Genomic DNA, 26,394 nt, shown 5'->3' with positions numbered 1-26,394 from the left:
GCAGCAGGCGCGAAATCCAGGCGTCGTTGAAAGCTGCTCACGCGGAACGGGGCGCAGTGAAGCGATCCAGGATGTTGCGGGTGATCCGCTGCGTGAACGGATCGCCGCGCTTCAGCCCCATCACCCATTCGCAGGTCGCGGCTGTCAGCACCTCGCCCTTGCCGCGGGTCATGTGCACCATCATGCCGGAGCCGTATTTGTAGCGGGCCAGACCCTCGGGCGTGACCTCGCCGGTGATGCACTCCACCAGGCCTTCGTGGTCGCTGCTGCGTACGTAGTAGCGGAAGCCCTCACCCTGCGGCTCGTCTTCCGCCAGGACGGCCGGCGCCATCGCCAGGATCTGGATGGTCTCGGGCTGCCCTTCGACCGGAACCGGAAAAGGAAGACCGTTGCGGAACGTGTAGTCCAACCCGTCGACCTCGTAGGCGAAGATGTGCTGCTTGTCGCCGAAGACGTCGGCATAGTGCAGTCCCGTGCCGGCAAACGCCCAATGCTCCGGGCGATAGATCGTAAAGCCTCTTTGGCCGTTCGGCGCAAATCCGCCCCAGGATGCGTAGAGGCCGTGCGCGCCGTTCACGCCGACCGTCGAGGCGCCCGGCCAACGGACGTTGCGATCTTCCCAGGCAGACGTCATCAGGCGCGCGCGGTCCGTACCGACGATCGGATCCTTGTGGATGGCTTTGAACTTGTAGCAAACTTGGCGCTTGCCGTCGTCCTCGAGCCGGATCTGCCACAGGAAATTCGCGCCGAAGCGCGCGAGGCGCCCGCCGCCCTCCACATAGCGCTCGATCGCCTCGCGCATCTCCCATGTCCAGTACTCGTCATGGCCGATGATGGTGACGCAGGGGTAGGCGTCGAGCAACTCGGGCCGGTAGTGAAGATCGGTCTGGGTGATCATGTCGAGCGCGTAGCCTTCCTTCTGCGCCCAGAGCACGAAATGCCGGTCGTACTGGGCCCAGCCCGCCGCCGCGTAATACTGGCCAAAGCCGTTGGAGAAGGCCCACTCCTTCATCGGGTAGCGGGGCGCGTCGCCCATCTCGGGCGCGGGATCAGCGCAGATGCGCGGTGCGCCGGACGGCAGCCAGACCATGCCGCGCGTCCATGGCCGCTGCAGCGACAGCACCGGCGACGGCTCGTCGCTGTCAGGACCTTCGACGCCGAAATAATGATTGGCACCGCCAAAATCATTGTAGGCGGTCCAGGTGCCCGTCGGCAGGATCATCAGTATTTTCGCGCGCCGCGTCTTCTCCGTCGGCCGCACGACGAAGAAATGGTGCTGGATGAAGCGGGCCCCATTCGCTCGCTCGCACGACGAGACCACACGATAAAAGCCCGAGCGCAGATCCGGCGGCAGCGTCCATCGGTGAGCGACCGGCCAGTTGCAGCCATTGCGATAGGCATCGGACGGCGTAGCCGCGAACACGCCGTCAAGCACATCGATCTCATGCACCATCTCGGGCTCGAGACCGTCGCGATAGATCTGCAACCGCCAGACCTTTGCTGTTGCCGAGGAGCGAAAGACAACTTCGTCTCCCGGGTCGTAAGACATCGCATCGGTATAGGTGTAGACTTCCGCAACAGAGGGATCGCCGCGCGGAACCTCATACCAGGGCTGGCTGGCCCAGTGCTCGTCCGCATGCATCGGGCGCGCCTTGCGGGGAGCGACATTGACGGATCCCAATTCAGGCGGATGAAACTCAGGCTTGTCCGACATGACAGCCTCCCTGGTTCGAAAAGCCATCTCTGGCGGCGAGATGGCGGCTTTGCATGTTGGGCCGAAATCGAGGCTGCAGTCTAGGTTTTGGCAGGCATGACGAACGGCCTCGGATCGAGAAACCGATTCACGACGTTCAACGTGATGGTGCTGATGTTGTTGTCATAGTTGTTGTGACCCAACGACATGCCGTAGGTGATCGATCCCGTCGCAAAGACGGCGCCGCCATGGGCGGTCTCGAAGAACACCATGTCGGCGCGCACCAGCGCATTTTGCGTGCCGTCGAGACCGTCGACCACGGTGCGAAACTCCTCCGGTGTGGGCAGCGCGCCCGCGCCCAATCCTTCGGATGTCGCGATCCGCAACGCATGCGGCGGCGTTCCGAGTTCGAGATCGTATCGATCGATCTCGCTGCCGACGGCACCATTGTAGCGAAATCCAAAATCACCGAATTTTTCGTGACGGCCTGTGCCCTCGAAGATGAACGCGACACGCGGATCCTCGCTTTCGGCCGTGCGCAGATAGTAGCCGCAGGTATCGTTGATCATGGCGGAGAACCCGACGCCGACCAGCTTCTGCGGCGCAAAGCCCGAATGCCGCCACAGCGATCCCGGCTCCCCGGTGCCGGCTAGATGCACTTCGCCGGGCTCCGATTCCCAGGTGCGCGTCCCGGCCATGCCGCGGCGAACCTCCAGCGCGGCGGGCGCGGCCGGGTGAAAGCCGCAGCGCCAGTAGAATGCATTGCCTCCCATCGAGATGTGCCGCCCGCCGGCGTTCTGATACGCCATGATCGCGTTCATCATGTTGAAGCTGAAATATTCGGGATGGGTCGGCGTCATCATGACCCGGTAAGGAGCGAGCGCCCGCGCTCCTTCCCGGTCAAGCTCGACATCCGTGATCAGATCGTAGGCGATCCCCTTCTCCTCGAGCCAGTCAAGGATATGGGTGTCGTTGATCAAATTGAACCAATAGCCGCGCGGACGCATGTTGAGGATGGGCCGCAGCCAGGAGCTGTAGGCCCGCCCCGAGCCGTCGACATGGCAATCATAGGTCGACTGGCCGATCTCCGGGTTCTCCTGCATGAAGACGTCATCTTGCGGCAACCACAGAACGTGCTCCATCAAAGTCTCGAAGTGAACCTGATAGAGACGCAACGCGCTGTTGGCATAAGCCAGATATGTCGCGATCGAAGCGACCACGACCAGATCCGCCCGCCGGGACGCCTTGCCGGGCGTCACGAAGAAGGTGACGTAGCTTTCGCAGTCCCGGTCTGGATTGTCACCTCCCGAGGTCAGCCGGAGCGCGTAGACGCCTGATCGCCAGTGGGCTGGCACATCGAGCGTGCAGGTTGTCTGCCATTCGCAATCGTAGATATCGTCGCTGTGGAAATGAATCGCCGCATACTCCTGCGGCGACAGCCGCCAGTCGTGAACGGATCCAGACCATTGAAAGCCGGTCACGCCCCTGCGGGGCAGTTGGTGGAGGCTGCCGTGCAGGCCGTTCGGTGAAATATCCTTGATCGACAGTGACGAGATGCCGTTTGCGAAATCCCAGAAGGCGACAAGCCCTGCATCGCTTGCTCCCGTCCGCAACCGGCCGTCGAATACCCGCAGCGCCTCTGCGCTCAATGGATACGAAAAGACCCGCGGAGCTTCAATCTTGCCATCGAAGTGCGAGGTATATTGGCGATCGCCATTCGCATGATGGGCCGCAATCAGGAACGGCAGGCCGGAATCGAGCGCGGGCGCTTGCGGCAGGGCAAACGATTTCGAATAGGCAGCGACTGGCCGAACGCCATCTGCCGGAACGATCAGCGATAAGGAGACCGATCCCCCCGCAAGGTCAAGCGCGCACGATACGAATGCCCAGACGCGCGGGCGCAGCTTGACGTCGAGGGCAAAACGCGCCGGCGTACCGCTCACCTGGCCCAGCACCAGCACCAGATGCCCCTCCTCGTCGAGTTCGAGCGCGTAGCCGCACGCCGAGCGCTCGCACCAATTTCCCATCACGGCCTTGGCATTGTCCGCGATCCGCGTCGGATACACGTAGGCCCCGAAACACCAGTGCCCGCCGGTCGGGACCAGTGCACCGTCGTGGTCAATGACGACGTTGGATCCCGGCCGGATCGGCTGGTCGAGGCAGGCATGCTCACCGTCAATGGGGCTCGTTATCACTTCATATTTGAAGCCAGGGCCGTTGCTGTCGACATCGCCGCAGCGCAGCCTGAGCACCTCGACCTTCACGCTCGGCCGCTTGCTGCTGAGCTGGAATCTGACGGGCTCGCCTGCCGGGACGCTGATGCGATCCGGATAGCCGAGATATTCGTTGGTCCTATAGATCACCGGAAATCTCCGCAGGCAGCGTCGTTCCCGTCATTTCCTGCCAACGCAGCTTGAAGACATGCCACTCCGCTTCAACAAGAGAGGTGAAGACGCGATCATCGACGAAAGGCATGGGATCGCCGCGACGCTTGGGGATGCGCGACAGCCGCCAGGCCTTGCCAGGTTCGAGCACGATCAGAACAAGCCGTCCTTCCGGCTTGCCCCAGCGCATCCGGGCCAACAGCTTGCGGAGTTCCGGGCTATGCGCTCCGAGCGGACTTGCGCGGAACTCCTTGACGAGATCGAGCCTTCCGGGATCGATCACGTAGCGCAGCGCGCCGGGGTCACTGGTGTGATCCATGCTCGGTCCTCACTTAGAAGCGCAAATGGCGGGAGAAGCTAATGCGGCCTAGCGAGTCAGCCAGGCCATCCACCGCTCGCGCAGTTCGTTACGGTGCTCGCCGATCCAGGCGAAATCGGGCTTGACCAGCTTTTCGTAGTTCTCCGGCGAAGTCGCGTAGAGATTGCGCTCCTCCGGCTTCAACAACTCGATGGCCGACTTGCTGGCCGTCGCATAGTTGACAGCGCGCATGAACGGCACATGCGCATCGGAGCTCGCATAGAAGAAGTCGAGATAGGCCATGGCGGCTTTGAGGTCGGGCGCACCCTTGAGAACAGCCATGTAACCGGTGTCGCGAATGGCTTGGTCCCAGGACATGGCAACCGGTACGCCCTCCTTCACCACGGCGAGCGCGCGGCCCGAATAGCTCATGGCCATGACGACCTCGCGGCTGCGCATGATCTGCTGCACCTGGTCGCCGGTCTTCCACCACACCGCGACATTGGGACGGATCTCGTCCAGCTTCTTGTAGGCGCGATTGATGTCCAGCGGGAAAAGCTGCTCCGGCTTGACGCCGTCGGCGAGCAGCGCGGCTACCGGCACCCACCAATCGCTGTCGCCGGTGTCGGGGAGCCCTCGCGGCCCGGGAAACTGCTTGACGTCCCAGAAGTCCGCCCAGGTCTTGGGCGCTTTGTTCTTGAACGTTTCGGTATTGTAGGTGATCAGCATGCCGCCGGTCGTGCGGGCGACGCCGTAGGGCTGACAGGCGTCGGAGACGCCGAACTTCTGAACGTTGGGCAGTTTCGCACAATCGATCTTCTCGAGCATATCGGTGCGTCCGACCAGGTCGGGACCTGTTGCCGTGACGATGTCGAACTCCACCTTGCCGGTTCGCTGCATCGCCTTGGCGCGCGCCCACTGATCGGGCACCTCGATTGCGACCGGGACGATTTCGACATTCTTGGCCTTTTGGAAGGGATCGTAGAAATATTTTGCGAGGGTGTTGCCCATCAGGCCACCGGTCGTTGCAATCACCAACTGGTCTTCCAGTTTTTCAGCGGCAGCCGGCAACGCTCCGGAAAGAACCGAGGCAAGCACGACAGCTGCCGAGTTCCACATCCAACCTGTTTTCAGCATCGACGATCTCCTCTCTGGCTTCTCACTGGCTCGCTATCCGGGTAACGCTGCGGGATCGGAGGACCTGGGCCCCCAGCAGAATCAAAATGGACAAGACGATCAGCAGCGTCGCGATCGCGGGAATCACCGGCGTCAGGTTCTGCTCGATATCCTCGAACATTCGACGCGGCAGCGTCTTCTGTCGCACACCGGACAGAAAGAACGATACCACCGGCTCGTCGAAGGAGATGATGAAGGCGAACAGCGCACTGCTGACGAGATTCGGCAGGACGAGCGGCAGCGTGACCAGGCGGAAGGCTTGAAAGCGTGTCGCGCCGCAGCTCATGGCGGCCGCCTCCAGATTAGCATCGACCTTTCCCAAGGCGGCGGCCATCGTGAAAACGACGAAGGGCAAGGTGAGCACCGTATGCGCGAGCACGAAGCCCGGAATCGTGCCGGAGAGTCCGATCGTCTGAAAAAACAGATAAAGGCCGACGGCGAGTGCGATATGCGGCACAATGATCGGCCCGATCAGCAGGATCTGGAAAGCGGTGACCAACCGGCTGCGGCCGCGGATCATTGCATAGGTCGCGGCTGTGCCGATGACCGACGCGAAAAGAGCGGTCAGCAAGGCCACCTGCACGCTGAGCCAGGTGGCGGCACGCCATTGCCTGCTGTCAAAATATTCCGAGTACCATTTCAGCGTGAAGCCGGACGGCGGAAATGCCAGATAGTCGTTCTGGCTGAACGACATTGGGATGACGATGACCAACGGCACGATGATGAAGGCCAGCACGGCATAGACATAGGCCGCCAGCGCGAGCGATCCGCGGTCGGTCGGCGGCTTCATGAGGCATTCCCCATCAGCCGGTCGAAGCGAAGCGTCTTGCTGAAGATGACCGCAAGCAACGTCACGAATACGGTCAGTACCCCGACCAACGCTGCAGCGAAGGGCCAATCGAGGACCTCACGGATCTGCTTTGAGACGAGCGTCGAGATCATCATCTCCTGCGGCGAACCGAGCAGGGCGGGCGTGATGAAGAAGCCGATCGCCGTGAGGAACACGAGCAGCGAACCGGAAACGACGCCCGGCAGGCTCAAGGGAAGGATGACCTCCAGAAAGGTCCGCAGGCGCGTTGCGCCGAGCACGGCGGCCGCACGCGCATAGTCGCTCGGAATGCTGCGTAGTGCGCCGTAGATCGGCAGGATCATGAACGGCAGAAGCACGTGGGTCATGGCGATGACCACGGCGCTCTGGGTATAAAGCAGCTTGAACGGCTGTGACGTCAGACCGAGAGACATCAACGCCGAATTGATCAGCCCGTTGCGCTGGAACAGGAATGACCAGGCGGCGGTGCGTACCAGGACGCTCGACCAGAGCGGCAGGATGACACAGACCGCGACAAGGGCGGCGACCGTTCCCTTTGCCCGGCTCATGTAGTAGGCCACCGGGAAGCCGAGGACCACGGACAAGGCGGTCACCAGCGTTGCGGTCCAGAGCGTGCGCAGCAGGACGCGCATGTGAACCGGGTTTTCGACGACGCGCGCGTAATTCTCCAAGGTCGGATGCGGCTCGAGAATGCTGATCACCAGGAGCTGCAGGATCGGATAGACAAAGACGAAGGCGACGAGGGCGAAAAATGGCAGCAGCAGCAGCAACGTCGACAGGCCACTCAGCCGACGGCCATCGGAACGCCAGAAATGCGATCGCCGCGCCTCCATCATTGCCGCTCTCCCCGGTAGAGCAGCATCGCCTCCGGAGGGATCGCGAAGGACGCAACGTCGCCTGGGGTCAAAGAGCTGAGCTGCGAGGCGCCGGGGATTCGCGCCCGCATCTCGGTGCCGTCAGGCAGACGTCCGATCAGCAGCAGCGCCGCCCCGGCATAGACGATGTCGCTCAACGTCACAGCGATGACTTGCCCGCTGGAGCCGGCGCCGAACTGCAGCCGCTCAGGCCTCACGGCCAGCACCGCGGCCTCGCCGGCTGCAACCGGCTCAACGGCCGCCGTGGCCGGCAGACGCCATGTTTCACCCCATGGAAGAGCCACGGAGATGTCGTCGCCGACGCTTTGGACGGCGACGTCGACGAAATTCATCTCGCCGATGAAGCCGGCAGTAAAGAGATTCGCGGGCCTTTCGTAGAGCTGGCGCGCCGGCCCGATCTGCTGGATCTTGCCGTCCCTCAGGACGGCGATCCGGTCGGCCATGGTTAGCGCCTCGCTTTGGTCGTGGGTGACGAAGATGACGGTGATGCCGAGCTCGGCGTGCAATCGCTTGATCTCGAGCTGCATGTCTTCGCGCAGATTCTTGTCGAGCGCACTGAGCGGCTCATCCATCAGCAGGACGCGCGGCTGATAGACGATGGCACGCGCGAGCGCCACGCGTTGCTGCTGGCCGCCTGAAAGCTCATTCGGGCGACGGTAGCCATAGCCTGCCAGCCGCACGGTCGCGAGCGCGGCTTCGGCGCGCGCGTGACGTTCAGCCGTCCGGAGACCGCGCATCTTCAGGGGAAAGGCAACATTGTCGAGAACCGACATGTGCGGGAACAGCGTGTAATTCTGGAACACCATTCCCAGATTGCGTCTGTTCGAAGGAACATAGGTCAGGTCTTCGGAATCGACGTGAATGGTGCCGCTGGTCGGGAATTCAAATCCTGCGACGCTCATCAGGATCGTGGTCTTTCCGGAGCCGCTTGGTCCGAGCAGGGCGACAAACTCACCGGCAGCAATATCGATATCGACGCCATCGACGGCGGATACGGCACCGAAGCGCTTCTCCAAGCCACTGATGCGGATCGATGCGCCCGATGCCGATTGTCTGGCCGATGCAATATCCACGGAGCCTCGCTTCCTTCTGTCTGCCTCGATGCGGGCGACCCTTGCACCCAATCCAAAGCCGCCGGCACGGCTCCGCTTCGATATAATATTTGATATATCAGGCTATCGCGCGATGAACCCGGCGACAAGGGCCATCTGCGCATCGAGCATCGGCTTTCCGCCGATGACCTTTGCGCCCTGCGCAGCCGCCCTTGCGAGAAGCCGCGTGACGGCAGGATTGACGATGATGTCGCTGACGGTGGCGTCGGGACCGACGCCTTCGATATCCAGCGGAAGCGGGTCGTCCGGTTTCATGCCGAGCGACGTCGTATTGACGATGAGATCGAATGCGCGTGCCTCCGCACGACCGGCGCTGACCTTCGTCGCGGGATAATGCGCAGCGACGGCGGCCGCAAGCGCGCGAGCTTTCTCCTCATCCCGGTTCATGATCATGAGTTCGCGGGCGCCGGCCTCCGCCAAGCCGAATGCAGTTGCACGTCCCGCGCCACCAGCACCGACCTGGAGCACCTTCCGATCCCGAACCGCGATGTCATGCTGAGCGAGGCTGACGATGAATCCCCTCGCATCCAGATTGTCGCCAACGAGACTTCCTTCGGCCGTTCGCTTGACGAAGTTGACCGCGCCGATGCGCCGTGCCGCCTCCGTCATGTCATCCAGATGCTCGGTCACGCAGGTCTTGTGCGGGATCGTGACGCCGAAGCCGAAGACGTTGCGCATCAGCCTGATGCTTGCAACGACGTGGCCGAGATCGCCCGGCAGGACGTGGATCGGCGACACCGCCAAGTCGTCGCCGATCGATCCGAAATAGGCATTCATCACCGCACTCGCCCGCACATGATCGATCGGGTCGGCGAGCACGAACATGATCTTGGTCCTGCCGGTGATCTCCATGAAGCTGTCCTTCTCAGGCCGGCAAATCGGCGCGGCCGTAACTGCCGTAGCGCTCGACCACCCGCGCCATTTCGTCATCGGCAAGGATCGCGGGTTCGCCGGCCTGACAGGCGAGCAGATACTGGCGGGCAAGGGTTTCGAGCTTCACGGTAAGGTCGAACGCCGCCTGCAGCCCTTTGCCCACGGCAATCATCCCGTGGTTCGCGAGCAGACAGGCCTTGCGCTGTTTCAGCGCGGCGACGGAGCCCTCGGCGAGAGCCCTGGTGCCGAATGTGGCGTAGGGTGCACAAGGCACATCATTTCCACCAAAACTGGCGACCATGTAGTGGAATGCTGGAATCGGCCTTGCGAGGCAGGACAGCGCGACGCAGCAGTCGGCATGGCTGTGCACGACCGCGTTGACATGCGGATAGGCGTTGAGGATCGCCAGATGCATGTGCCATTCACTCGAGGGCAAGCCGTCTCCAACCACCGTTCCATCGCGCTTCAAACGGACGAGACCGTCGATCGTCGTATTGCCGCTATTGCCGCCCGTCGGTGTAATGAGAATGTCTTCTCCGATGCGAGCGCTGACATTTCCGCTGCTGCCGTGATTGAAGCCCTTGGCTTCCAGGCGCGCTACAGTCTCCAGCACGGATTGCCTAAGTTCGCGTTCGTTCAATTCACCGCCTCCGGATTCAACATCGCTTCGAGCGTCGTCGCGAACAGGTCGACAGGGCCCAGCTTGCCGGACTTCAGGCAGAGGGCCACCGGATCCTCGTCTTCGGTCACCGCAGTGCCGATGCCGGGCCCGCCATAGGGACCGACCCGCAAACGCCGAATGCCGAGCTGTTCGACGATCGAACCAGACGTTTCGCCACCGGCCACGACGAAGCGCCGCACGCCGACACCGCGAAGAGAGACAGCAAGCCGACCAAGAATGGTTTCGGCGAGTTCCGCCGCGCCTTCTCGGCCGTACCGCTGCTGAGCCATTTTAACGGCCTCCGGAGCGCCCGAGGTGGCGAAGCCAACGGGACCGCGGCCCAGCCGCGGCCGCGCCCAGTCGAGCGCATCGCCAACCGTCGCCGCCACATCTTCAGCGTTCAGAAGATTGATGCGAAGCAAGGGATGGCTCTTCTCGAATTCAGCAAGTTGCTCCAACGTCCGCTCAGCGCAACTCCCGGCGAGGACCACGCCGCCGCCGCCAACCGCGCGCAGACTGGGCGGCCTCCTGTCGGCGGCGACGAGCCCGCGCGCCTTCCAGATGTCCGGGTAGTGCTGCACGATCGTCGCGTTGCCCGTCATCAGCTTCCAATCGCAAGTCAGCGTGGCAAGCGTATTGAGATCCCGATCGTAGATCGCATCTGCAATGAAGTAGCGGATACCCCGAGCCGCCGCTTCCGCGATCACGCGTCCGGCCGAGTCCGCGCCGGCGTCGACCTGCGAATGCGCCAGAAGGCCAACCTTGGCCCGCGTCTGGCGCTGCAGAACCCGCACGAGATCGGGATCGGTCATGGGTGTCAGCGGGTCATTGCGTTTCGGCGAGTCCGAGATCAGCTCGATCCCGAGAAACAGATGACCGTTATAGACGGTCCTTCGAAGGGCGGGAGAAGCCGGGCAAAAGGCGGTGTATTCGGCGCTGGTCAGCTGCATCAGCAGGTCGGAGACCGGCCCGATATTTCCCTGGTCGGTGGAATCGAACGTCGCACAATATTTGAAGAAGATTTGCCTGACGTCCCGCGCGAGCAGCGCCCGTGCCGCCTTCGCGGTCATACCGACGGCTTTGTTCGCGGGGATCACCCGCGTCTTCTGCGCGACCACGATAGCCGGCACATCGCCGCAGCTGCCGACGAGATCGGGGTCGGTGACAAATCCGCATTCGGATTCCGGCAGCGACCAGCATGGCGGCCGTTTCCATGCCGCCCGTCAGATCGTCCGCCACCACCCCGAAGATGAGCTTCGTCATGCGTCTCGCAGATCTCAAGCAGATACCTGCGAACTCTGATACATGATATATCAAATATGTGCAATACCGCCCGCCGCTGGAGACATATCCGACATTGACGATGCGGTACTGTACCTCGACGGCGTGTTCGGGTGTTCGGACTAGTTCCGGTCAGACGAGTCGTTTTGATAGCCGTGGCGCGATCATCTCCCTACGTCGCATTCAGTACGGTGGCGCCTTGCGCTGCCGCTGTGCCTTGCCGGCCTCCACCCACCACATCAGATCGTCTGCAAAGCGGGGAAAGGACTGTTCGAGCGCGTTGCCGCCCTCACCGGTCGGCTGGCCGTCGGCCGAGAGGGTCTGACCGATCGGCCCGACGGCGACCGTGCTCGAGATCACCACCATGCCCATTTCGGACAATGTGCCGTGCCAGGCGGTGGCGGCGCGCGCTCCAGCCAGACGCCCGGCCGAATAGCTGACGATCGCAGCAGGCCGCCAGAACCACTCCTCCAGGAAGTGGTCGGTGAGGTTCTTCAATCCGGGTTGAACGCCCCAGTTGTATTCGCCGGTGACGAAGATGAACCCGTCCGCCGCCTTGATCTTCCGTGCGAGTTGCTCGAGCGCCGCGGGCGCCTCGTCCTTCGGGTATTCCTTGTACATGCGGTCGAGAATCGGGAGGTTGATCGCCTTGGCGTCGATCAGCTCGGCCTCGTCACCTCGGCGGCGCAGCTGGTCGACAACGTACTCTGCAAGCCGGATACCCATCCGGTCGGAACGATAGGAGCCGTAGAAGACGAGGATTCGATTGCTCATGGGCATTACTCCGCAGCTGGCTTCTGAAGCTGCGGTCCGCCGGCGAGCGGCGGGCCGCAGCTGATGATGGTTACTCCGGCAGCGGCTTGCCCGCCTGCTCGTTGACGATGTATTCCGCGTACCAATCCGGCCAATTCACGTCGTGCTCGCCGGTGAGCTTCTCATGCTCGCCGTGAGCGGTCGCCGCGCGGCGAAGCGTCGCTGCGAGGTCAGATACCGATGCGAAGGTCGTATCACCTTCGACCCGGCCCGGCAGACGGCTGGTGACTTCCTGCAGCACCCAGCCATTGCCGTCTGGATCGCTGAATGACGCGAACGATTGATAGGTGCGGCGCTGCGGATCCGGGCCACTGATCCGGACGCTTCCGAACAGATAAGGCTCATCGGTGCCGGTGTGGACGCCATCGCCGCCGTGAAAGACCTCGCTGACCTTGACACCGCGCGCAAGCAGCTCCTTCCGGGCAGCCTCGATGTCGGACACGATCAGGTACAGGCCCTGGGCAGAGCCCGGCTTGGCCGGCGTGACATTCTTGCCGAAGATCACCGAGGCGCCGGAGCCCGGGGGCGTGAACTGGACAATGTGGAAGTCGCTACCGTTGGTGAACTCGGCGTCAAAACGCCAGCCAAGGTTCGCGTAGAATTCCTTGGCGCGCGCTATGTCCGAGACCGGGATAACGGCTAGCTCGAACTTCATGTCCGTCGAACGGACCTTGGCGGGACTAACTGCTAGTGTCATGGTTCTCTCCTGGTGTGCGTGGTGAATACGGACGCCGCGATCACACCTGCGCGGCGACGTCGAGAATGGCCTGTGCGAAAGCGTTCGGCGCTTCCTGGGGAAGATTGTGTCCGATGCCGCCGGTGATGTGCCTGTGCTCGTACATGCCGGTGAACTTCTTGGCGTAGACGGCGGGTTGGGGATGCGGCGCGCCGTTGGCGTCGCCTTCCATGGTGATGGTCGGCACACCTATGGTCGGCGCCAGCGCGAGCTGCGCCTCGAGTTCGTCATAGGCCTCTTCGCCGTCGACCAATCCAAGCCGCCAGCGATAATTGTGGATCACGATCGCGACGTGATCGGCATTGTCGAAGGCCTTCGCGCTGCGCTCGAAGGTCGCATCGTCGAACTCCCATTTCGGCGATGCAAGCTTCCAGATCAGCTTCGCGAACTCGCGGCGGTGCTTGTCGTAGCCGATGCGGCCGCGCTCCGTGGCGAAATAGAATTGGTACCACCACTCAAGCTCGGCCTTCGGCGACAGCGGCACTTTGCCGGCCTGCTGGTTGGCGCTGACGCGCTCTGGCCAGAGCGCTGCCATGATATTGGCGGTGCGCGCGCCCCAGTCGAAGCCGGCCACGACTGCCTTCTCGATCTTCAGCGCATCCATCAGCGCGATCATATCCGCTGCAAGCGCCGAAGGCTGGGCGTTGCGGGCGCTTGCAGCGGAAAGAAAGCGGGTCGTCCCATAGCCGCGCAGATACGGCACGATTACGCGATAGCCCTGGGCGGTCAGGAGCGGCACGACCTCGGCAAAGCTGTCGATGTCGTAGGGCCAGCCGTGCAGCAGCAGGACCGCTGGCCCGCCTTCTGGGCCGTTGTCGGTATATCCTACGTTCAGAATGCCGGCGTTGATCTGCTTCAGATGCCCAAGGGACGCACTCGTTGCATCTGCAGCTTCGGCGACCTGGCTCAGGTGCGCGGCTGCGGGGCCGGTTAAGCCAATGCCGGTTGCGAGCGCAGCAGCGGCACCGATGAACGCGCGGCGAGTCTGGTTGACGTCCTTGTGCATGGTCTTTGCTCCCGTTGAGGCGTCGTCTTTCGAAAGACATCGGCCTCGTGTGAAAGCGGTATGCACCGGGTACGGCACGTTGGCTCGTTAAGCGTTGTTAGACGTTGTCAGCGCGATTCGGCCGGTCAGAGCCGGGAGGAATTGATTGCCCCGGGGATCGGTATCGCGGTCCGTGCGGGTTCTAAAGCCAGGGCCCAGCCTAAGCGCATGAATGGACGAAGGTTTTGTCGTCTACCGCAACGTCCAACACCGTTTAACAACGCCTAACGAGCGTTCTGAGAGTTCATGGGGGAAGGTCGGTGAGCAACCAAGGAGTGCATTATGACCCACCTAGAGAAGACATCTGCCGCGCCACGTGTCCGGCTCGAGCCACGCCTGCCCTCTTATTGGCGAGTCACGTTCAACCATCCGCCGCTGAATATTTTCGGTCCGGAAAGCATCCCACAGCTTGATGAAATCATTGCGGCCTTAGAAACCGATGAGAAGGTGAAGGTCGTTGTATTCGACAGCGCTGTCGAAGGCTTTTTCCTGACGCACTACGACTTCCTCGCGCCCCTTGAGGACTCGACGAGTATCCCGCCCGGACCGACCGGGCTGCAAGCTCTTCCCGATATGCTGGTACGGCTCAGTCGCGCGCCGGTCGTCTCGATCGCCTCGATCCGCGGGCGGGCGACGGGCGTCGGCAGCGAACTCGCGTTAGCGAGCGACATGCGCTTCGCGAGCCGCGAAAGGGCCATTCTTTCGCAATGGGAAGTTGGTGCCGGCCTCGTACCCGGTGGTGGGCCGATGGCGCGGTTGCCTCGCCTGGTCGGGCGCGGACGCGCGCTGGAGATTCTTCTCAGCGCCGACGATATTTGCGGCGAGCTCGCCGAGCGGTATGGATACGTCAATCGATCGCTTGCGGATGCGGAGCTCGACACCTTCGTCGATGCGCTAGCCATGCGGATCGCGTCTTTTGACAAGCAGGCCATCGTTGACACCAAACGCTTGGTCGATGCGGCAAGCTTGCCTGCGGATTCGGACATTGCGCCGGAGTGGGACGCTTTTGTTGCCTCGCTCGGACGTCCTGCCGCTCAGGCCAGGATCAAAACGCTGATGGCACGCGGCTTTCATCGGCCGGGCGATGTCGAGAATCGCCTAGGACACTACGTCGGTCAGCTCGGCAGCTAAAGCCTACGCCACAGTCGAAAATGTAAGCGCGCGATGTGCGCTTCATCTGGCAATTCTCAGGAGATCGCCTCATGACCTTCACCATCCAAGTTGGCGAAACTGCACGCAGCGCCGATGCCGATGGCGGCACGCCGTTACTCGGGGTGCTGCGAGATGTTCTCGGCAAGGCCAGCTCCAATTCGGATACGGTGCGGCGCTGTTCGCCGCCCGCACGGTTCAAATTGACGGGCCGCCACGCGGTCATGCGTCAAGCCGTTCGACAGCAGCGGCAACACAGGTCACGACGATCGAAGCTGATCGGCAATGCTGATGCTGGCGCAGAAGCAAATATTTGAGCTGGGAGACGAAGAATGCTTCCGTTATTGAAAGACGCGATCGAGGCCCACGGAGGCCTGAACCGCTGGAAATCTCACCACACGCTCACCGCGACCATCGTCAGCGGCGGCGACCTTTGGGCCCTCAAGGGCGTCCCGCAGGATCCGGTCGCGCGGACCATGCAGGTCGAGCTGCATCGGCAATGGGCATCGGTCGCGCCGTTTGGAAAAAAAAAAAAAAAGGCAGGCATACCGCCTTCACATCCAACCGCATCGCCATCCTTGCCGAGGATGGCAGCATCGTCGCCGAACGATCCGATCCCCGCGCTTCGTTTGCGCGGCACGATCTGCGAACGAGTTGGGACCCGCTGCATCGCGCCTACTTCAACGGATACGCGCTCTGGACTTACCTCACCACACCGTTCCTGCTCGCCATGGACGGTTTCAAGGTCGAGGAAATCGAGCCCTGGCGCGACGAAGCGGAAACTTGGCGCGGCTTGAGGGCCACCTTTCCCGCGGAGATCGCGAGCCATAGCTCCGAGCAGGACTTCTATTTCGGCGAGGACATGCTCATCCGCCGGCACGACTACCGCGTCGATATCGCCGGCAGCTTCCCGGCGGCGCAGTACGTATCCGACCACGTGAACGTGGACGGCATCTGGATTCCGACCCGACGCCGGGCTTATCTGCGCGCGGATGACCTGAAGCCGATGCTCGATACGCTGATGGTGTCGATCGACCTCTCCGACTTCCGCTTCGGCTGACGCAGCGACTACTTTGAAGCCTCGTCCAGCAGTTCGCGTGCAGCCTTCAGGTCGGCCGTTTCGAAGCCTTCCGTGAAGCGGGCATAGGTCTCGGCCAGTCCGTGCAGCGGCTTCGCCCTGCGTTGCTTGCGTCGAAGGCGGGCCAGCGATGTTTCCGTTCGCAGCCGCCACGACAGCGCGCCCTGCTTCTCTGCCAGTGCGATCGAGGCCACAAAGCTTGCCTCTGCCGCGTTCGTGTCACCGCCGCGCGCCTCGAGTTCACCGCGCAGGCGCAGAAGCTCCGGCGCGTCGAAAGCCGCTCCGGCCGGCTCGATGCGGGCGATTGCCTCATGCAGGATGCGCAGCCCCTCCGCCAATTGACCCAACTCTGCCAATCCCTGTGAAAGCTCGGAGATGAAGGCAGATGCATACAGTTCGTAACGATCCGCATGCAAACGTGCCAGCACGTTTTGCAGCAATTCGATTCCTGCTTTGCGCTCACCGCGCGCGATCATTGTCTGCGCTCGAAAACCGGTGGCTACGGCCTGATATGGCGCCAGTGCGTGGCTCGCGGCATGAGTCGAAATACGTCCGGCCATCTGCTCAACTGAAGACCAATCCCCGATCCAACCATAGAGTGATGCAGACCAGCACAAAGCGATGCAATGCATCACCGCGTCCTGTGGCGCCGCCTTAATGATAGAGTGAACGCATTCGACCGCCCGATCGGGGAACCCAAGCAGCCATAGCACGCGCGCGAGCGGCACCTGTGGCATTCTCGCGTAAGCGAAATGACCGGGTTGAGCCCCGCGGAGCGCACCGGCATCCGAAAGGCCCTCGTCGAGATGCAGTTGCGCAGTTCTCTGATCGCCTATCAGGTGATAGGAAACGCCGACTAGTGCTTTGGCTCCGACAAGACCGGCCTTGTCGCCGATCTCACGCGCAACACGTTCCGCCTCAAAAGCAGTGGGAAGCAGTTCGCGGAAATCACCAGTGCGCCGATAGAACATATTCAAACGCGCCAGCAGACGAAACTTGTTGGGGCGGTCACCCAGCGCCTCGGCAATTTCGAGGCCGCGGCGCAGCGCCAGTTCAGCCTGATCGCTATTGCGCTCGGTAAACATGAAAGCGTGTCCGAGCGTTGCCTGAAGCTCCAGTTCCCACGCACTGCCGCGGGTCGAATCATCAAGCATCGAGAGCGCGCGGCTCGACCATAGGCGCCCTTCGTCCAGCAGATTGAGCTCGACGAACAGCCTGGCGCAAGCGCCGGCGAGCGGAACGCGCAGTCCAGCGCCATCATCATTGGCGAAAGCCCATTGCAGCGCGGCACGCGCATCGGAAAACAGCAGCGTCCGAGCTCGCGAACTCGAGGCTTGGTTGCCAGCGCCTGAATCCGTCGCCGTCGTTTCGAGCGCGTGCTGGATATAGCGGGCATGCCGGCGCGCGATGCTCGTCGCTTCACCGCTGTCAGCGAGCTTTTGCGTGGCATAGGCCCTGGTGGTGTCAAGCAGCCGATAGCGCGTGACGGGGGCGTCAGGCCGCACCGAAATCAGCGACTTGGCAACGAGTTGCTCCAGCGACTCCACTATATGCTCGACCGGCTCGCCCTCCTCGCCTGCGACCATAGTCGCTCCCTGCAAAGTGAAAGGAGCGGCGAAGATGGCAAGGCGACGCAGAACGATGCGCTCGCTCTCGCTGATCAAGCCATAGCTCCAGTCCAGCGTTGCACCGAGGGTTTGATGGCGCGGAGGCGCCGTCCGCCGGCCGCGCCACTCCAGCTTTAGCCGGCCGTCGAGCAGCGTCACTATCTCGCGCAATCCATGCGTGCCGACCCGCACGGCGGCGAGTTCGATCGCCAGCGCAATGCCATCGAGCTTGCTGCAGATTTCGGCGACAATCTCGGCGTCTTCGTCGGCGATTTCCTCGCGATGGCCTGCCGCAGCCGCCCGCTCCGTGAACAGGCGCGCAGCCGGATAGGCCAGCATCTCGCGTGCGCTCAGCCTCGCCCCCTGCGGCGGCCCCTCGAGTGGGGCGAGCTCGAAGATCTGCTCGCCTTCGACAAGCAGCGACTCGCGGCTGGTGACGAGAATGCTGACGCCAGGCGCCTGCTGGTGGATGCGCTCCGCCAGTGCCGCAATCGCCTCGACGACATGCTCGCAACTGTCGAGTACCAGCAGCAGGCGCCGGTTGCGCAGGTGACCGACTATGTTTTCCGTTGGATCAGAATGGTGCACCACGAGCCCAAGGGCCCAGGCCACCGTGCCGGCGACAAGCGCCGCATCCTTCACCATGCTGAAATCGAGAAAGCGAACCTGACCTTCGAATCGGGCCGAGAGTTCGTGGGCCAGCGCGATCGCAACGGTGGTCTTGCCGATGCCACCAGGGCCCCTGAGCGTGATGAAGCGTTCGGCTAGCAAACGCTGCGCCACTTCCCGCACAACGTCATCCCTCCCAATCATCCGCTCCAGGCGGGGAGGCAGGACTGGCACAGACGCCTCAGGGGCGCTCGGCGCCTGCTCAGAAGGTGAAACCACCGGAAATGCGTCTGCGATGCGCTGCACCGGTGCGACGAAGCAATAGCCGCGGCTCGGTACATTGGTGATGTAGCGCGCCCCCTCCTTGCCGTCACCGAGCGCCTTGCGAAGCTCGGCGATATGCACTCGCAAACTAATCTCTTCGACGGCAAGGCCCGGCCACGCGTGGGCCAGCAGCTCATTCTTCGACACGATATCGCCAGCCCGGCTGACCAACAGCAGCAGGATATCCAGCGCGCGGCTGCCCAGCTTGACGGGCACCCCGTCCTTCTCAAGCAGCCGCGTCTTGTCGTGAAGGGAGAACGGTCCGAAGGAGGCGATGCCTGCGTCGTGCGGAGCCCTCACGAGATTGGCGCGAGAACCGCTCGTTGTGTCAAGCCCGGTCACTTGCGCTCACCCTTGTCGATTGCTGGTTTGCGGAATTCACTGTACCGCGTCTGCCCCCATCAAGCTTCCCTTTTCTTTCGGGGAAAACCACCGAAAGCCCGGCGATCTGTGTGCGGACAACATCGTTATCGGAGGTTTTGCAGCTCAAGAAGAAGCTGCACGTTGTGAGGTGCAAGTGAGTGCAACGGAGGGAGCGGCACTTCCAGTACCGCTGATCCGGCCAAATTGTCACACTCACCACGACCAATCGCTGCCGGACCCCAGTCATGGATCTTGACATCGGCAGGCATGGATCTTGACATCGGCAGGCATGTGGTTGCCGCGTAGCGAATTTCTTCAACGTAAACAATTGGTAACAGCGTCTAACAACACCTAACAAGCTATTTTCCGGCTCTCCGGCGACATTCAAGCCACGGGCGGTGCGCGAACCAGATGGTCAACGCCCGGTCAGGCAAGGGAGAGCAAGATGGACAGGCCGCACGTTTACGAAGTTATCGACCAGGATCGGCGCGCCCTGCTCGGCGGCGCTGCGATGGGTATTGCGATTGCCGGCACCGCTGGCCTGTTTCCTCTTCACCACGCTCTGGCTGAACCGAACAATGTAATTCGCCCGTTTCGTGTCAACTTCCCTGATGAGGCACTGAGCGATCTTAGGCGGCGCGTCGCTGCGACACGCCTGCCCGACCGGGAGACGGTTGATGACGGATCGCAGGGCCTTCAGCTCGCCGCGTTCAGCGAACTTATGCGCTCCTGGGCCACTGAATACGACTGGCGCAAAGCCGAAGCCAGGCTCAGCGCCCTGCCGCAGTTCACAACGACAATCGACGGCGTCGACATTCACTTCATCCATATCCGCTCACGTCATGCGAACGCGCTGCCGTTGATCATGACGCACGGCTGGCCGGGCTCAGTGTTCGAGCTGCTCAAGACTGTTGGTCCTCTGACCAACCCAACGAGCCATGGTGGACGTGCAGAGGACGCATTCCATCTTATCCTACCGTCGATCCCCGGCTTCGGCTTTTCCGGCAAGCCGAGAAGTCTCGGATGGGGGCCGGAGCGCATCGCACGAGCCTGGGCCGAACTTATGAATCGCCTCGGCTACGGCCGCTATGTCGCCCAGGGCGGCGACTGGGGCGCGCCGATCTCAAGCGCAATGGCGCGACAGGCTCCTGCAGGGTTGCTCGGCATCCACATCAATCTGCCGGCGGCCGTGCCGTCCGAGATCGCGGCGCTGCTTGCCACCGGCGCTGCTGCTCCGCAGGATCTCTCGTCGAAGGAACGAGCCGCGTTCGACGCACTCTCAATCTTCTACAAGAGATATCGGGCCTATGCCGCAATGATGGGAACGCGGCCGCAGACCATCGGCTACGCGCTGACCGACTCTCCCGCCGGGCTGGCGGCCTGGATGTTCGACTACAACAACGCCGAACCGCTTCGCCTGCTCACGCGCGACGAGATGCTGGATGACGTCACGCTTTACTGGCTGACGAACACGGCTGTTTCATCCGCGCGCATCTACTGGGAGACGGCGGGTCAGAGCGTCATTCTCTCCTCCGCGCAGAGGACAGCCGAAATCTCGCTTCCCGTCGCGATCTCCGTCTTCCCCGACGAGGTCTATCGCGCTCCGGAGAGCTGGGCGCGGCGCGCCTACCGCAACCTCATCTACTTCAACGAGGTCGAGAAGGGTGGACACTTCGCTGCGTGGGAACAACCCGAACTTTTCTCCCGGGAAGTCGCCGCGGCGTTTCGGCCTCTCCGCAATCTCTGACCTGAGCCAGATCTCAACGCCCTGCAACCCATCAACCCTGAAGGACAATATCCATGAAGACACTCCGCACCATCGCCGCAGTTGCGGCACTGTTCGTCGCCGCCGGCTTGACCTTGCCTGTGGCTCAGGCCCACGAAGTCAATCTGGGCGACATCAAGCGCACCAACCTGCTCCGCAACGATCTCGGTGCTGCTGGACGCGAGGTCATCCAGGTGCTCGTTGAGTTCGGCCCGGGCGTGAGCGCGGTCCGGCACTCGCATCCCGGCGAAGAACTCGTCTACGTCACCGAAGGCGCCTTGGAGTATCAGCTCGACGGCAGGCCGCCGCTGACCGTCAAGGCCGGCGAGGTGCTCTTCATTCCGCACGGAACGCCGCATGCGGTGAAGAACATCGGCTCCGTCAAGGCCGCCGAGCTTGCCACGTACATCGTCGAGAAGGGCAAGCCGCTTCTGATGCTGAGCGAGTGAACAGCTCAGGAAGGCCAGGCAAGCGGCATGACGACTGCGACACACGCGACCTTCGCATTTGGGAGACCGACATGATCAATATCTCGGAGAGAATCGACCGATGTCACCGCGGCGTAGCGATGGCGGTCGCGGCGGCTACGGCACTCGGCGCTCCCATATCCGGCTCTTTGGGTGCGCCGGCACGCGCCCAAACTCTTTCCGAACAGGAACAGAAGGTCGACGTCGGCTTCATCGAGATCGACGAGGACATCACGCTCCGGAGAATGGTGGTCCACAACGCGAACCCGAAGGGGACCGTCCTCTTCCTGCATGGATTTCCGGAAACGCTGTACGCCTGGAAAAGTATCTCTCTTACCCTCGCCGACGACTACGAAGTCCACGCTTTCGACTGGCCCGGCTTCGGGTTTTCCTCGAGGCCGAAGGTCGACAGGTTTTCGTACGCCCCCAAGGACTACGCGCGCGTCTTGAACGACTACATACGCAAGGCGGGCATCAACACATCCAAGCTTACGATCTACGCGACTGACGTCGGAGCTCTGCCGGCTCTTCTCCTGGCTCAGGAGAAGCCCGGCATCGCGACGTCGATCATCGTCGGCGATTTCGCCCCCTTCGACAGGTCCCACTACATGTATGCGAGCCTGCAGAGCCTGAAGGCTGGCCCTTCAATGGATAAGGCTCGGGACCAGCTGAACAAGAACCGCGACGACATCCTCGAAAACGCGTTCAGAAGAGGCCTGCCCAAGGAAGCGCAATTCGATGTGCCGCGCGAATTCAAGGACGACATGTCACGTGCCTGGGGCCACGGCGCAATAACGACAGCGGATGCCTTCTCGTACTACTATGCGCACTTTACGCGGGACCAGAATCACTTCGAATCGCGTCTGGAGCAACTCGCGATCCCGGTGAAGGTCGTGTGGGGCGAGAACGACCTCTACATCAAGAAGGAGATGGGGATCGAGCTCGCCGACAGAATTGGCGCCGGGCTGACGCTCCTTCCCGGTATCGGGCACTACCCTCACCTCCAGAATCCCAAGCAGACCATCGACGAAGTTCGCGCCGCATTTCGGTAGATTAACCCAGAAGTATCAAACCCCAACGCGCCAGTGGCGCCAACAAGGAGAAGTGCAATGTCCATCTCTCTCAAAGGTGTCGCGGTCATTACAGGCGCCTCCGCCGGGATCGGTGCAGTTTATGCCGACCGGCTGGCTCGCCGGGGCTACGATCTGATTCTCGTCGCACGCAACGAGGTTCGGCTGGACCAGCTGGCGACGCGCATCGCCGGCGCCACGGGCCGTATGGTCAAGACTGTTGCCGCGGACCTGAAAAACAAGGCGGACCTGAAGCGGATCGAGGCGATCGTCGCCACGGACCCCGCCATCACCATGCTGGTTAACAACGCAGGTGTCGGCGGACTCGAGCCGCTGTTGCAGTCCGACGTCGATGCCATGGAGGAGATGGTCGATCTCAACGTGACCGCACTGATGCGGCTTACCTATGCCGCGGCTCCCGCGCTCGTTGCGCGTGGAGGCGGCGCGATCATCAACATTGCCTCAGTGGTCGCCATCGCACCGGAAGTCCTGAACGGCGTCTATGGCGGAACGAAAGCGTTCGTCCTCGCCCTGGGCCAGTCGCTTCAGAAGGAACTGACTGACAAGAACGTGCGTATCCAGACCGTCCTGCCCGGCGCGACAGCGACCAACTTCTGGGGTGCAGCCGGCGGCGCCGTCGACAATCTGCCATCCAACATCGTCATGACGTCGGATGACCTCGTCGACGCGGCGCTCGCCGGCTTCGATCAGGGTGAAGTCGTCAGCATTCCCTCGCTTCCAGATGCAGCGGACTGGGCCAACTACGAAGCGGCGCGGCAGAAGCTCATACCAAACCTCTCCCTCAGCTCAGTTCCGGCGCGATACCGAATCGCGGCTGCGGCGTAACACGTGCTCAACAAATTGGAGACCAACCATGTCACTCTTCAATATCCCGATCTCAACGCCGCGCCTTGCCCCGCTCGCCATTGCCGGTTGGCGCGATCACGCGCGCCATGTGCTTGTCTACGCCGAACCACTCAGCCGGTTCGGCCTCTATGCATCGCTCGGGATCATCTACGCCTGGTTCGGCGGGATGAAGTTCACTGATTACGAGGCCCAGGGGCTGGTGCCGCTGGTTGAGAACAGCCCGTTACTGAGCTGGTTCTATAGTTTGTTCTCGGTCCGCGGCTTCTCCACCTTCCTTGGGCTCCTCGAACTCAGCATCGGGCTGCTGATCGCCCTCAGATTGGCGAGTCCGATCTTCTCCGCTGCCGGTGGTCTGCTCTCCGCCGGACTCTTCGTTGCGACACTTAGCTTCATGCTCTCGACGCCGGGGGTCGTCGTGCCGGAGCTCGGACCGCCCGCGATCACCGTCGCGCCGGGTCAGTTTCTTTTGAAGGATGTCGGCCTGTTCGCCGCCTCGTTCTGGGTATTCGTCGACTCAATCAAGACTGTGGTTGGCAGGTGAGCAGGCCACTTTCGGAAAACAGCATCAGCACCTCCATGCAACCGAAGGAGAACACGACCATGAAAATGCGACATCCTAAGTGCAGCCTATGCTGCCATTGCCATCGCCATGGCGACACCTGCCGCCGCCCGTGGTATCGGCGAAACGGTTACGCCGCACTTTCAGCAGACGATACCCAACATTCCCGGCAAGCCGCTTTCATCTGGCGTTGTTTACCGGGAAGCGCCAGACCGACCGTGGCGATCTCCGGCAGGGAGGAAAGCGGGCGTCTTCGATCAGAGTATCTATCGGCGACACGCGCGAGTTGACCACCCGAGCAGCCCGCGCGATTGCGAAGGAATATCTGGCTCAGATCAGCAGAGGACAGCATCCGAAGACGGCGAAGCAAGATGGAGAGACTGGCGCCGGCCAGGCTGGGAACGAGGCGAAAATCGAGGTTTCGACTGTCACCCTCAGACAAGCATGGCAGCGATATCGGGAAGCGCACTTGATCCGAAAGGGTCGCAGTGAAAAGACCATAAGCGGTTATCGCGATCAGGTAGAAGGCCTCTTTGCGGAATGGCTCGATACTTCGCTAAGCGAACTCGCGATGGATCCTGCTCGCGTTGCCAGAAAGCACGACGACATTACGAAAGAGAACGGTCCGTATATCGCAAATGGCTGCATGCGAACGCTGCGCGCAATCTACAATCATGCTCGCAAGACCAACAGATTTCTGCCACGCGACAACCCAGCAGACGCCGTCGATTGGAATGAAGAGAAGCGCCGAGATACCGGCATGGGCGCGAGCGACTTGACCGAATGGTTCCGGGAGTTGGCTGCCCTCGAAAATCCGGTCCGTCGCGAATTCCATCTGCTCACGCTGCTTTGTGGATCTCGGACTACAGCAGGTGAAGCCGAGTCACGTCGACTCTCGCCGCCGAACTCTACACATCGAAAAGCCAAAGGGCGGCAGGAAGCGAGCGTTCGACGTCCCACTCTCCCGAGAAATGATGCTGTGTCTCATTCGGGCGATACGCTTCGGTAGGCAGATGTATCCGCTGCAGTCGCGGAAATGGATCTTTCCCGGCGACAGTGAGTCGGGCCATCTTGCCGAAACAAAAGAGGATCGCGATACCCTTTCGAAGTGGGGTAACGATCTTCGCCAAACATTCCGGACCATTGCCACAGCTGCTGGAGTTTCAGAATTCGATGCAAAGCTGCTAATGAACCAATCAATCCCAGGCGTGAATGCCGGCTACGTTACCCGACACAAGCTGCTTGAGGACCATCTGCGCAGCCAGCAACAAGCAATCGGCACTGCTGTGTTCTCCGCTATCGGCAAAATGCTTACGAAGGACGCCGCCTTGCGAGATTGGCTCGGACCCTGCGCAAGCCGATGTGTAACCGGCGGGCACCAGATGAAGCGAGCCGATCTGGGTGAGGATCTAGACAGAATTTGGCATGTAGCCTGAACGCACGCTAGGTCCTGGCCACCGGCAACGCGGCGCCTTTCCAAATGCCTAGTTTCCAAACGAACAGCCGAAGTGGAGCGGTAGGTCTGGGAGTTCTGCAGCAACGTCTGCCCTGAGCGAACGCCAGAATCGCGGAATCAAGATCAGTTTGAATATTCAATGATTCCAATGAACATCTGGAAAAAATGGCCGAATTCGCCTGCAATGATATCAATTGCTTGGCAGGCGTTTCCAAATAAGGAAGCGCCTCTCCCAGCGAGGGATGGCATTCGAACGGCACCGACCTGCTCAGATTTGGACCCAAAATCAAAATGTGACCATGATCACTAGTGATCATGATCATAAATAATCATGTTCAATTTACTGGCAAGCGGAAGTTCTTGCTTCCCGGTCTTTCACCGCACGAGCGGGGCAGGATTATCGATATCTCCAGGTGGTGAAGCTTGTTTGAGCCTACGCGCGAGGAGTGTCGTCAAACGCCGTCTGACCATCATGAACGTTCGAAAGCGCCCGAAACAGACGTCCTTCCACTTAACTCAATTCATCCGGGGGCGACTTCATCCACTATGCTCCTCTTTTGCGACGGGAGTTGGTGGTGATCAGTTTGGTATCGTCCTCATACCGCGATTAGCTGCATCAGCCGGGTGCAATCGGTCTCGACGCCTGCCTCGCCGCTGAATACGATCTTTCCGCGTTCGACCACATGGAAGCGGTCGGCGACCGACAGGGCCTCATGTACGTTTTGCTCGACCAGCAACACGATTGCCCCCCGATCGCGCAGTTCCCGCACGATTGCGAAGACTTCTGCAACAATCATTGGCGCCAGGCCTTCGCTTGGTTCGTCGATCAACACGAGACGTGGCTCACCGACCATGACCCGCGCCATTGCCAGCATCTGTTGTTCGCCGCCGGATAGTGTCGTGCCGAGCTGATGCCGTCGCTCGCCCAGTCGCGGAAAGCGACCGTAAATCGCATCAATCGCACGGTGCTCCTGCTGTCTCGAACGCCCCCTCACCTGCAGCAAACCCAGCGACAGATTTTCCTCAACAGTCAACCCTGGAAAGATGCGGCGATCCTCCGGCACAAAGCCGACGCCAGCATGACAGACGCGATCGGGTGAAAGGCCGCAAAGTCCGCGCTCAGCGAGCGTGACCGTGCCGGCACTCGCTGTCACCCAACCGGCGATAGTTTTGAGCAATGTCGTCTTTCCGACGCCGTTGCGCCCAAAGATGCCGATGACTTCACCGGCCCTAGCGTCGAGATCGATGCCCTGGATGATGTGACTGAGACCGTAGTGGGAGTGCAATCCGCGAATGTCTAGCAT

The 26,394-nt window shown here is 61.7% G+C and carries 25 protein-coding genes; 10 read left to right on the top strand and 15 right to left on the bottom strand.

Going from position 1 to position 26,394, the window contains the following annotated elements:
- Positions 1 to 37: 37 nt before the first annotated feature.
- The 13 genes from ABIA40_RS03635 to ABIA40_RS03575 all read right to left on the bottom strand — a co-directional run bounded on the left by ABIA40_RS03635 (position 38) and on the right by ABIA40_RS03575 (position 13,737).
- Positions 38 to 1,714, bottom strand: coding sequence for a N,N-dimethylformamidase beta subunit family domain-containing protein (locus tag ABIA40_RS03635; protein ID WP_404539162.1), 1,677 nt, complete (start codon positions 1,712 to 1,714; stop codon positions 38 to 40).
- A gap of 80 nt (positions 1,715 to 1,794) precedes the next feature.
- Complete coding sequence (locus tag ABIA40_RS03630; protein WP_271544020.1) at positions 1,795 to 4,056, bottom strand: N,N-dimethylformamidase beta subunit family domain-containing protein; 2,262 nt, start codon at positions 4,054 to 4,056, stop codon at positions 1,795 to 1,797.
- Positions 4,046 to 4,396: a hypothetical protein gene (locus tag ABIA40_RS03625; protein ID WP_128263209.1), complete on the bottom strand. Its 351-nt coding sequence runs from the start codon at positions 4,394 to 4,396 to the stop codon at positions 4,046 to 4,048. The genes ABIA40_RS03630 and ABIA40_RS03625 overlap by 11 nt, the downstream gene beginning before the upstream one ends.
- A 48-nt stretch (positions 4,397 to 4,444) precedes the next feature.
- Positions 4,445 to 5,512 carry an ABC transporter substrate-binding protein gene (locus ABIA40_RS03620; protein ID WP_271544018.1) on the bottom strand — a complete coding sequence of 356 codons (1,068 nt, stop codon included), beginning with the start codon at positions 5,510 to 5,512 and terminating at the stop codon, positions 4,445 to 4,447.
- A gap of 22 nt (positions 5,513 to 5,534) precedes the next feature.
- Positions 5,535 to 6,341, bottom strand: a complete 807-nt coding sequence (locus ABIA40_RS03615; protein WP_128263207.1) for an ABC transporter permease — start codon at positions 6,339 to 6,341, stop codon at positions 5,535 to 5,537.
- Entirely contained in the window at positions 6,338 to 7,216 is an 879-nt protein-coding gene (locus tag ABIA40_RS03610) for an ABC transporter permease (RefSeq protein WP_128263206.1), read from the bottom strand. Before ABIA40_RS03610 ends, ABIA40_RS03615 begins: the two co-directional genes overlap by 4 nt.
- Positions 7,213 to 8,322: an ABC transporter ATP-binding protein gene (locus ABIA40_RS03605; protein ID WP_271544298.1), complete on the bottom strand. Its 1,110-nt coding sequence runs from the start codon at positions 8,320 to 8,322 to the stop codon at positions 7,213 to 7,215. Before ABIA40_RS03605 ends, ABIA40_RS03610 begins: the two co-directional genes overlap by 4 nt.
- 108 nt (positions 8,323 to 8,430) lie before the next feature.
- Positions 8,431 to 9,219: a shikimate dehydrogenase gene (locus ABIA40_RS03600; RefSeq protein WP_128263205.1), complete on the bottom strand. Its 789-nt coding sequence runs from the start codon at positions 9,217 to 9,219 to the stop codon at positions 8,431 to 8,433.
- A 13-nt stretch (positions 9,220 to 9,232) separates the two neighbouring features.
- Positions 9,233 to 9,880 carry a class II aldolase/adducin family protein gene (locus tag ABIA40_RS03595; protein WP_271544013.1) on the bottom strand — a complete coding sequence of 216 codons (648 nt, stop codon included), beginning with the start codon at positions 9,878 to 9,880 and terminating at the stop codon, positions 9,233 to 9,235.
- Positions 9,877 to 11,019, bottom strand: a complete 1,143-nt coding sequence (gene otnK, locus ABIA40_RS03590) for a 3-oxo-tetronate kinase (protein ID WP_404539156.1) — start codon at positions 11,017 to 11,019, stop codon at positions 9,877 to 9,879. Before otnK ends, ABIA40_RS03595 begins: the two co-directional genes overlap by 4 nt.
- A 346-nt stretch (positions 11,020 to 11,365) precedes the next feature.
- Positions 11,366 to 11,956, bottom strand: a complete 591-nt coding sequence (locus tag ABIA40_RS03585; protein ID WP_271544009.1) for an NADPH-dependent FMN reductase — start codon at positions 11,954 to 11,956, stop codon at positions 11,366 to 11,368.
- A 70-nt stretch (positions 11,957 to 12,026) separates the two neighbouring features.
- Positions 12,027 to 12,692, bottom strand: coding sequence for a VOC family protein (locus tag ABIA40_RS03580; protein WP_404539154.1), 666 nt, complete (start codon positions 12,690 to 12,692; stop codon positions 12,027 to 12,029).
- A gap of 40 nt (positions 12,693 to 12,732) precedes the next feature.
- On the bottom strand, positions 12,733 to 13,737 hold the full coding sequence (locus ABIA40_RS03575; RefSeq protein ID WP_404539151.1) for an alpha/beta fold hydrolase: 1,005 nt from the start codon (positions 13,735 to 13,737) through the stop codon (positions 12,733 to 12,735).
- Positions 13,738 to 14,058: 321 nt separating this feature from the next.
- Between ABIA40_RS03575 and ABIA40_RS03570 the strand changes: the two genes are divergently transcribed.
- The 3 genes from ABIA40_RS03570 to ABIA40_RS03560 all read left to right on the top strand — a co-directional run bounded on the left by ABIA40_RS03570 (position 14,059) and on the right by ABIA40_RS03560 (position 15,985).
- Positions 14,059 to 14,907 (top strand): enoyl-CoA hydratase/isomerase family protein, encoded by an 849-nt coding sequence (locus ABIA40_RS03570; protein WP_404539148.1) that lies wholly within the window; start codon positions 14,059 to 14,061, stop codon positions 14,905 to 14,907.
- Between the two features lie 71 nt (positions 14,908 to 14,978).
- Positions 14,979 to 15,242, top strand: a complete 264-nt coding sequence (locus ABIA40_RS03565; RefSeq protein ID WP_404539145.1) for a hypothetical protein — start codon at positions 14,979 to 14,981, stop codon at positions 15,240 to 15,242.
- A 182-nt stretch (positions 15,243 to 15,424) separates the two neighbouring features.
- Entirely contained in the window at positions 15,425 to 15,985 is a 561-nt protein-coding gene (locus tag ABIA40_RS03560; protein ID WP_404539142.1) for a hypothetical protein, read from the top strand.
- Positions 15,986 to 15,993: 8 nt separating this feature from the next.
- Here ABIA40_RS03560 and ABIA40_RS03555 read toward each other — a convergent pair whose 3' ends face one another.
- Positions 15,994 to 18,885: an ATP-binding protein gene (locus tag ABIA40_RS03555; protein WP_404539139.1), complete on the bottom strand. Its 2,892-nt coding sequence runs from the start codon at positions 18,883 to 18,885 to the stop codon at positions 15,994 to 15,996.
- Between the two features lie 466 nt (positions 18,886 to 19,351).
- On the opposite strand from ABIA40_RS03555, the gene ABIA40_RS03550 reads away from it, so the two are divergent.
- From ABIA40_RS03550 to ABIA40_RS03520, 7 genes are all read left to right on the top strand, one after another.
- Positions 19,352 to 20,653, top strand: a complete 1,302-nt coding sequence (locus ABIA40_RS03550) for an epoxide hydrolase family protein (protein WP_404539136.1) — start codon at positions 19,352 to 19,354, stop codon at positions 20,651 to 20,653.
- A 53-nt stretch (positions 20,654 to 20,706) separates the two neighbouring features.
- The gene (locus ABIA40_RS03545) at positions 20,707 to 21,120 is read left to right on the top strand and encodes a cupin domain-containing protein (RefSeq protein ID WP_271543994.1); all 414 of its coding nucleotides are present in this window, start codon (positions 20,707 to 20,709) and stop codon (positions 21,118 to 21,120) included.
- Positions 21,121 to 21,191: 71 nt separating this feature from the next.
- On the top strand, positions 21,192 to 22,190 hold the full coding sequence (locus tag ABIA40_RS03540) for an alpha/beta fold hydrolase (RefSeq protein WP_404539133.1): 999 nt from the start codon (positions 21,192 to 21,194) through the stop codon (positions 22,188 to 22,190).
- Positions 22,191 to 22,247: 57 nt separating this feature from the next.
- Positions 22,248 to 23,054, top strand: coding sequence for an SDR family NAD(P)-dependent oxidoreductase (locus ABIA40_RS03535; protein ID WP_404539131.1), 807 nt, complete (start codon positions 22,248 to 22,250; stop codon positions 23,052 to 23,054).
- A gap of 28 nt (positions 23,055 to 23,082) precedes the next feature.
- Entirely contained in the window at positions 23,083 to 23,616 is a 534-nt protein-coding gene (locus tag ABIA40_RS03530; protein WP_404539128.1) for a YkgB family protein, read from the top strand.
- 88 nt (positions 23,617 to 23,704) lie between these two features.
- On the top strand, positions 23,705 to 24,643 hold the full coding sequence (locus ABIA40_RS03525) for a hypothetical protein (protein ID WP_404539125.1): 939 nt from the start codon (positions 23,705 to 23,707) through the stop codon (positions 24,641 to 24,643).
- A 4-nt stretch (positions 24,644 to 24,647) separates the two neighbouring features.
- Positions 24,648 to 25,070, top strand: a complete 423-nt coding sequence (locus ABIA40_RS03520) for a hypothetical protein (protein WP_404539122.1) — start codon at positions 24,648 to 24,650, stop codon at positions 25,068 to 25,070.
- 616 nt (positions 25,071 to 25,686) lie between these two features.
- Here ABIA40_RS03520 and ABIA40_RS03515 read toward each other — a convergent pair.
- Positions 25,687 to 26,394, bottom strand: coding sequence for an ABC transporter ATP-binding protein (locus ABIA40_RS03515; RefSeq protein ID WP_271543986.1), 708 nt, complete (start codon positions 26,392 to 26,394; stop codon positions 25,687 to 25,689).

Source organism: Bradyrhizobium sp. USDA 223 (assembly GCF_044909005.1).
Lineage (GTDB): Bacteria > Pseudomonadota > Alphaproteobacteria > Rhizobiales > Xanthobacteraceae > Bradyrhizobium > Bradyrhizobium yuanmingense.
Note: the sequence above shows the minus strand (reverse complement) of the source record. Positions and strands in the feature narration are given on the sequence as shown.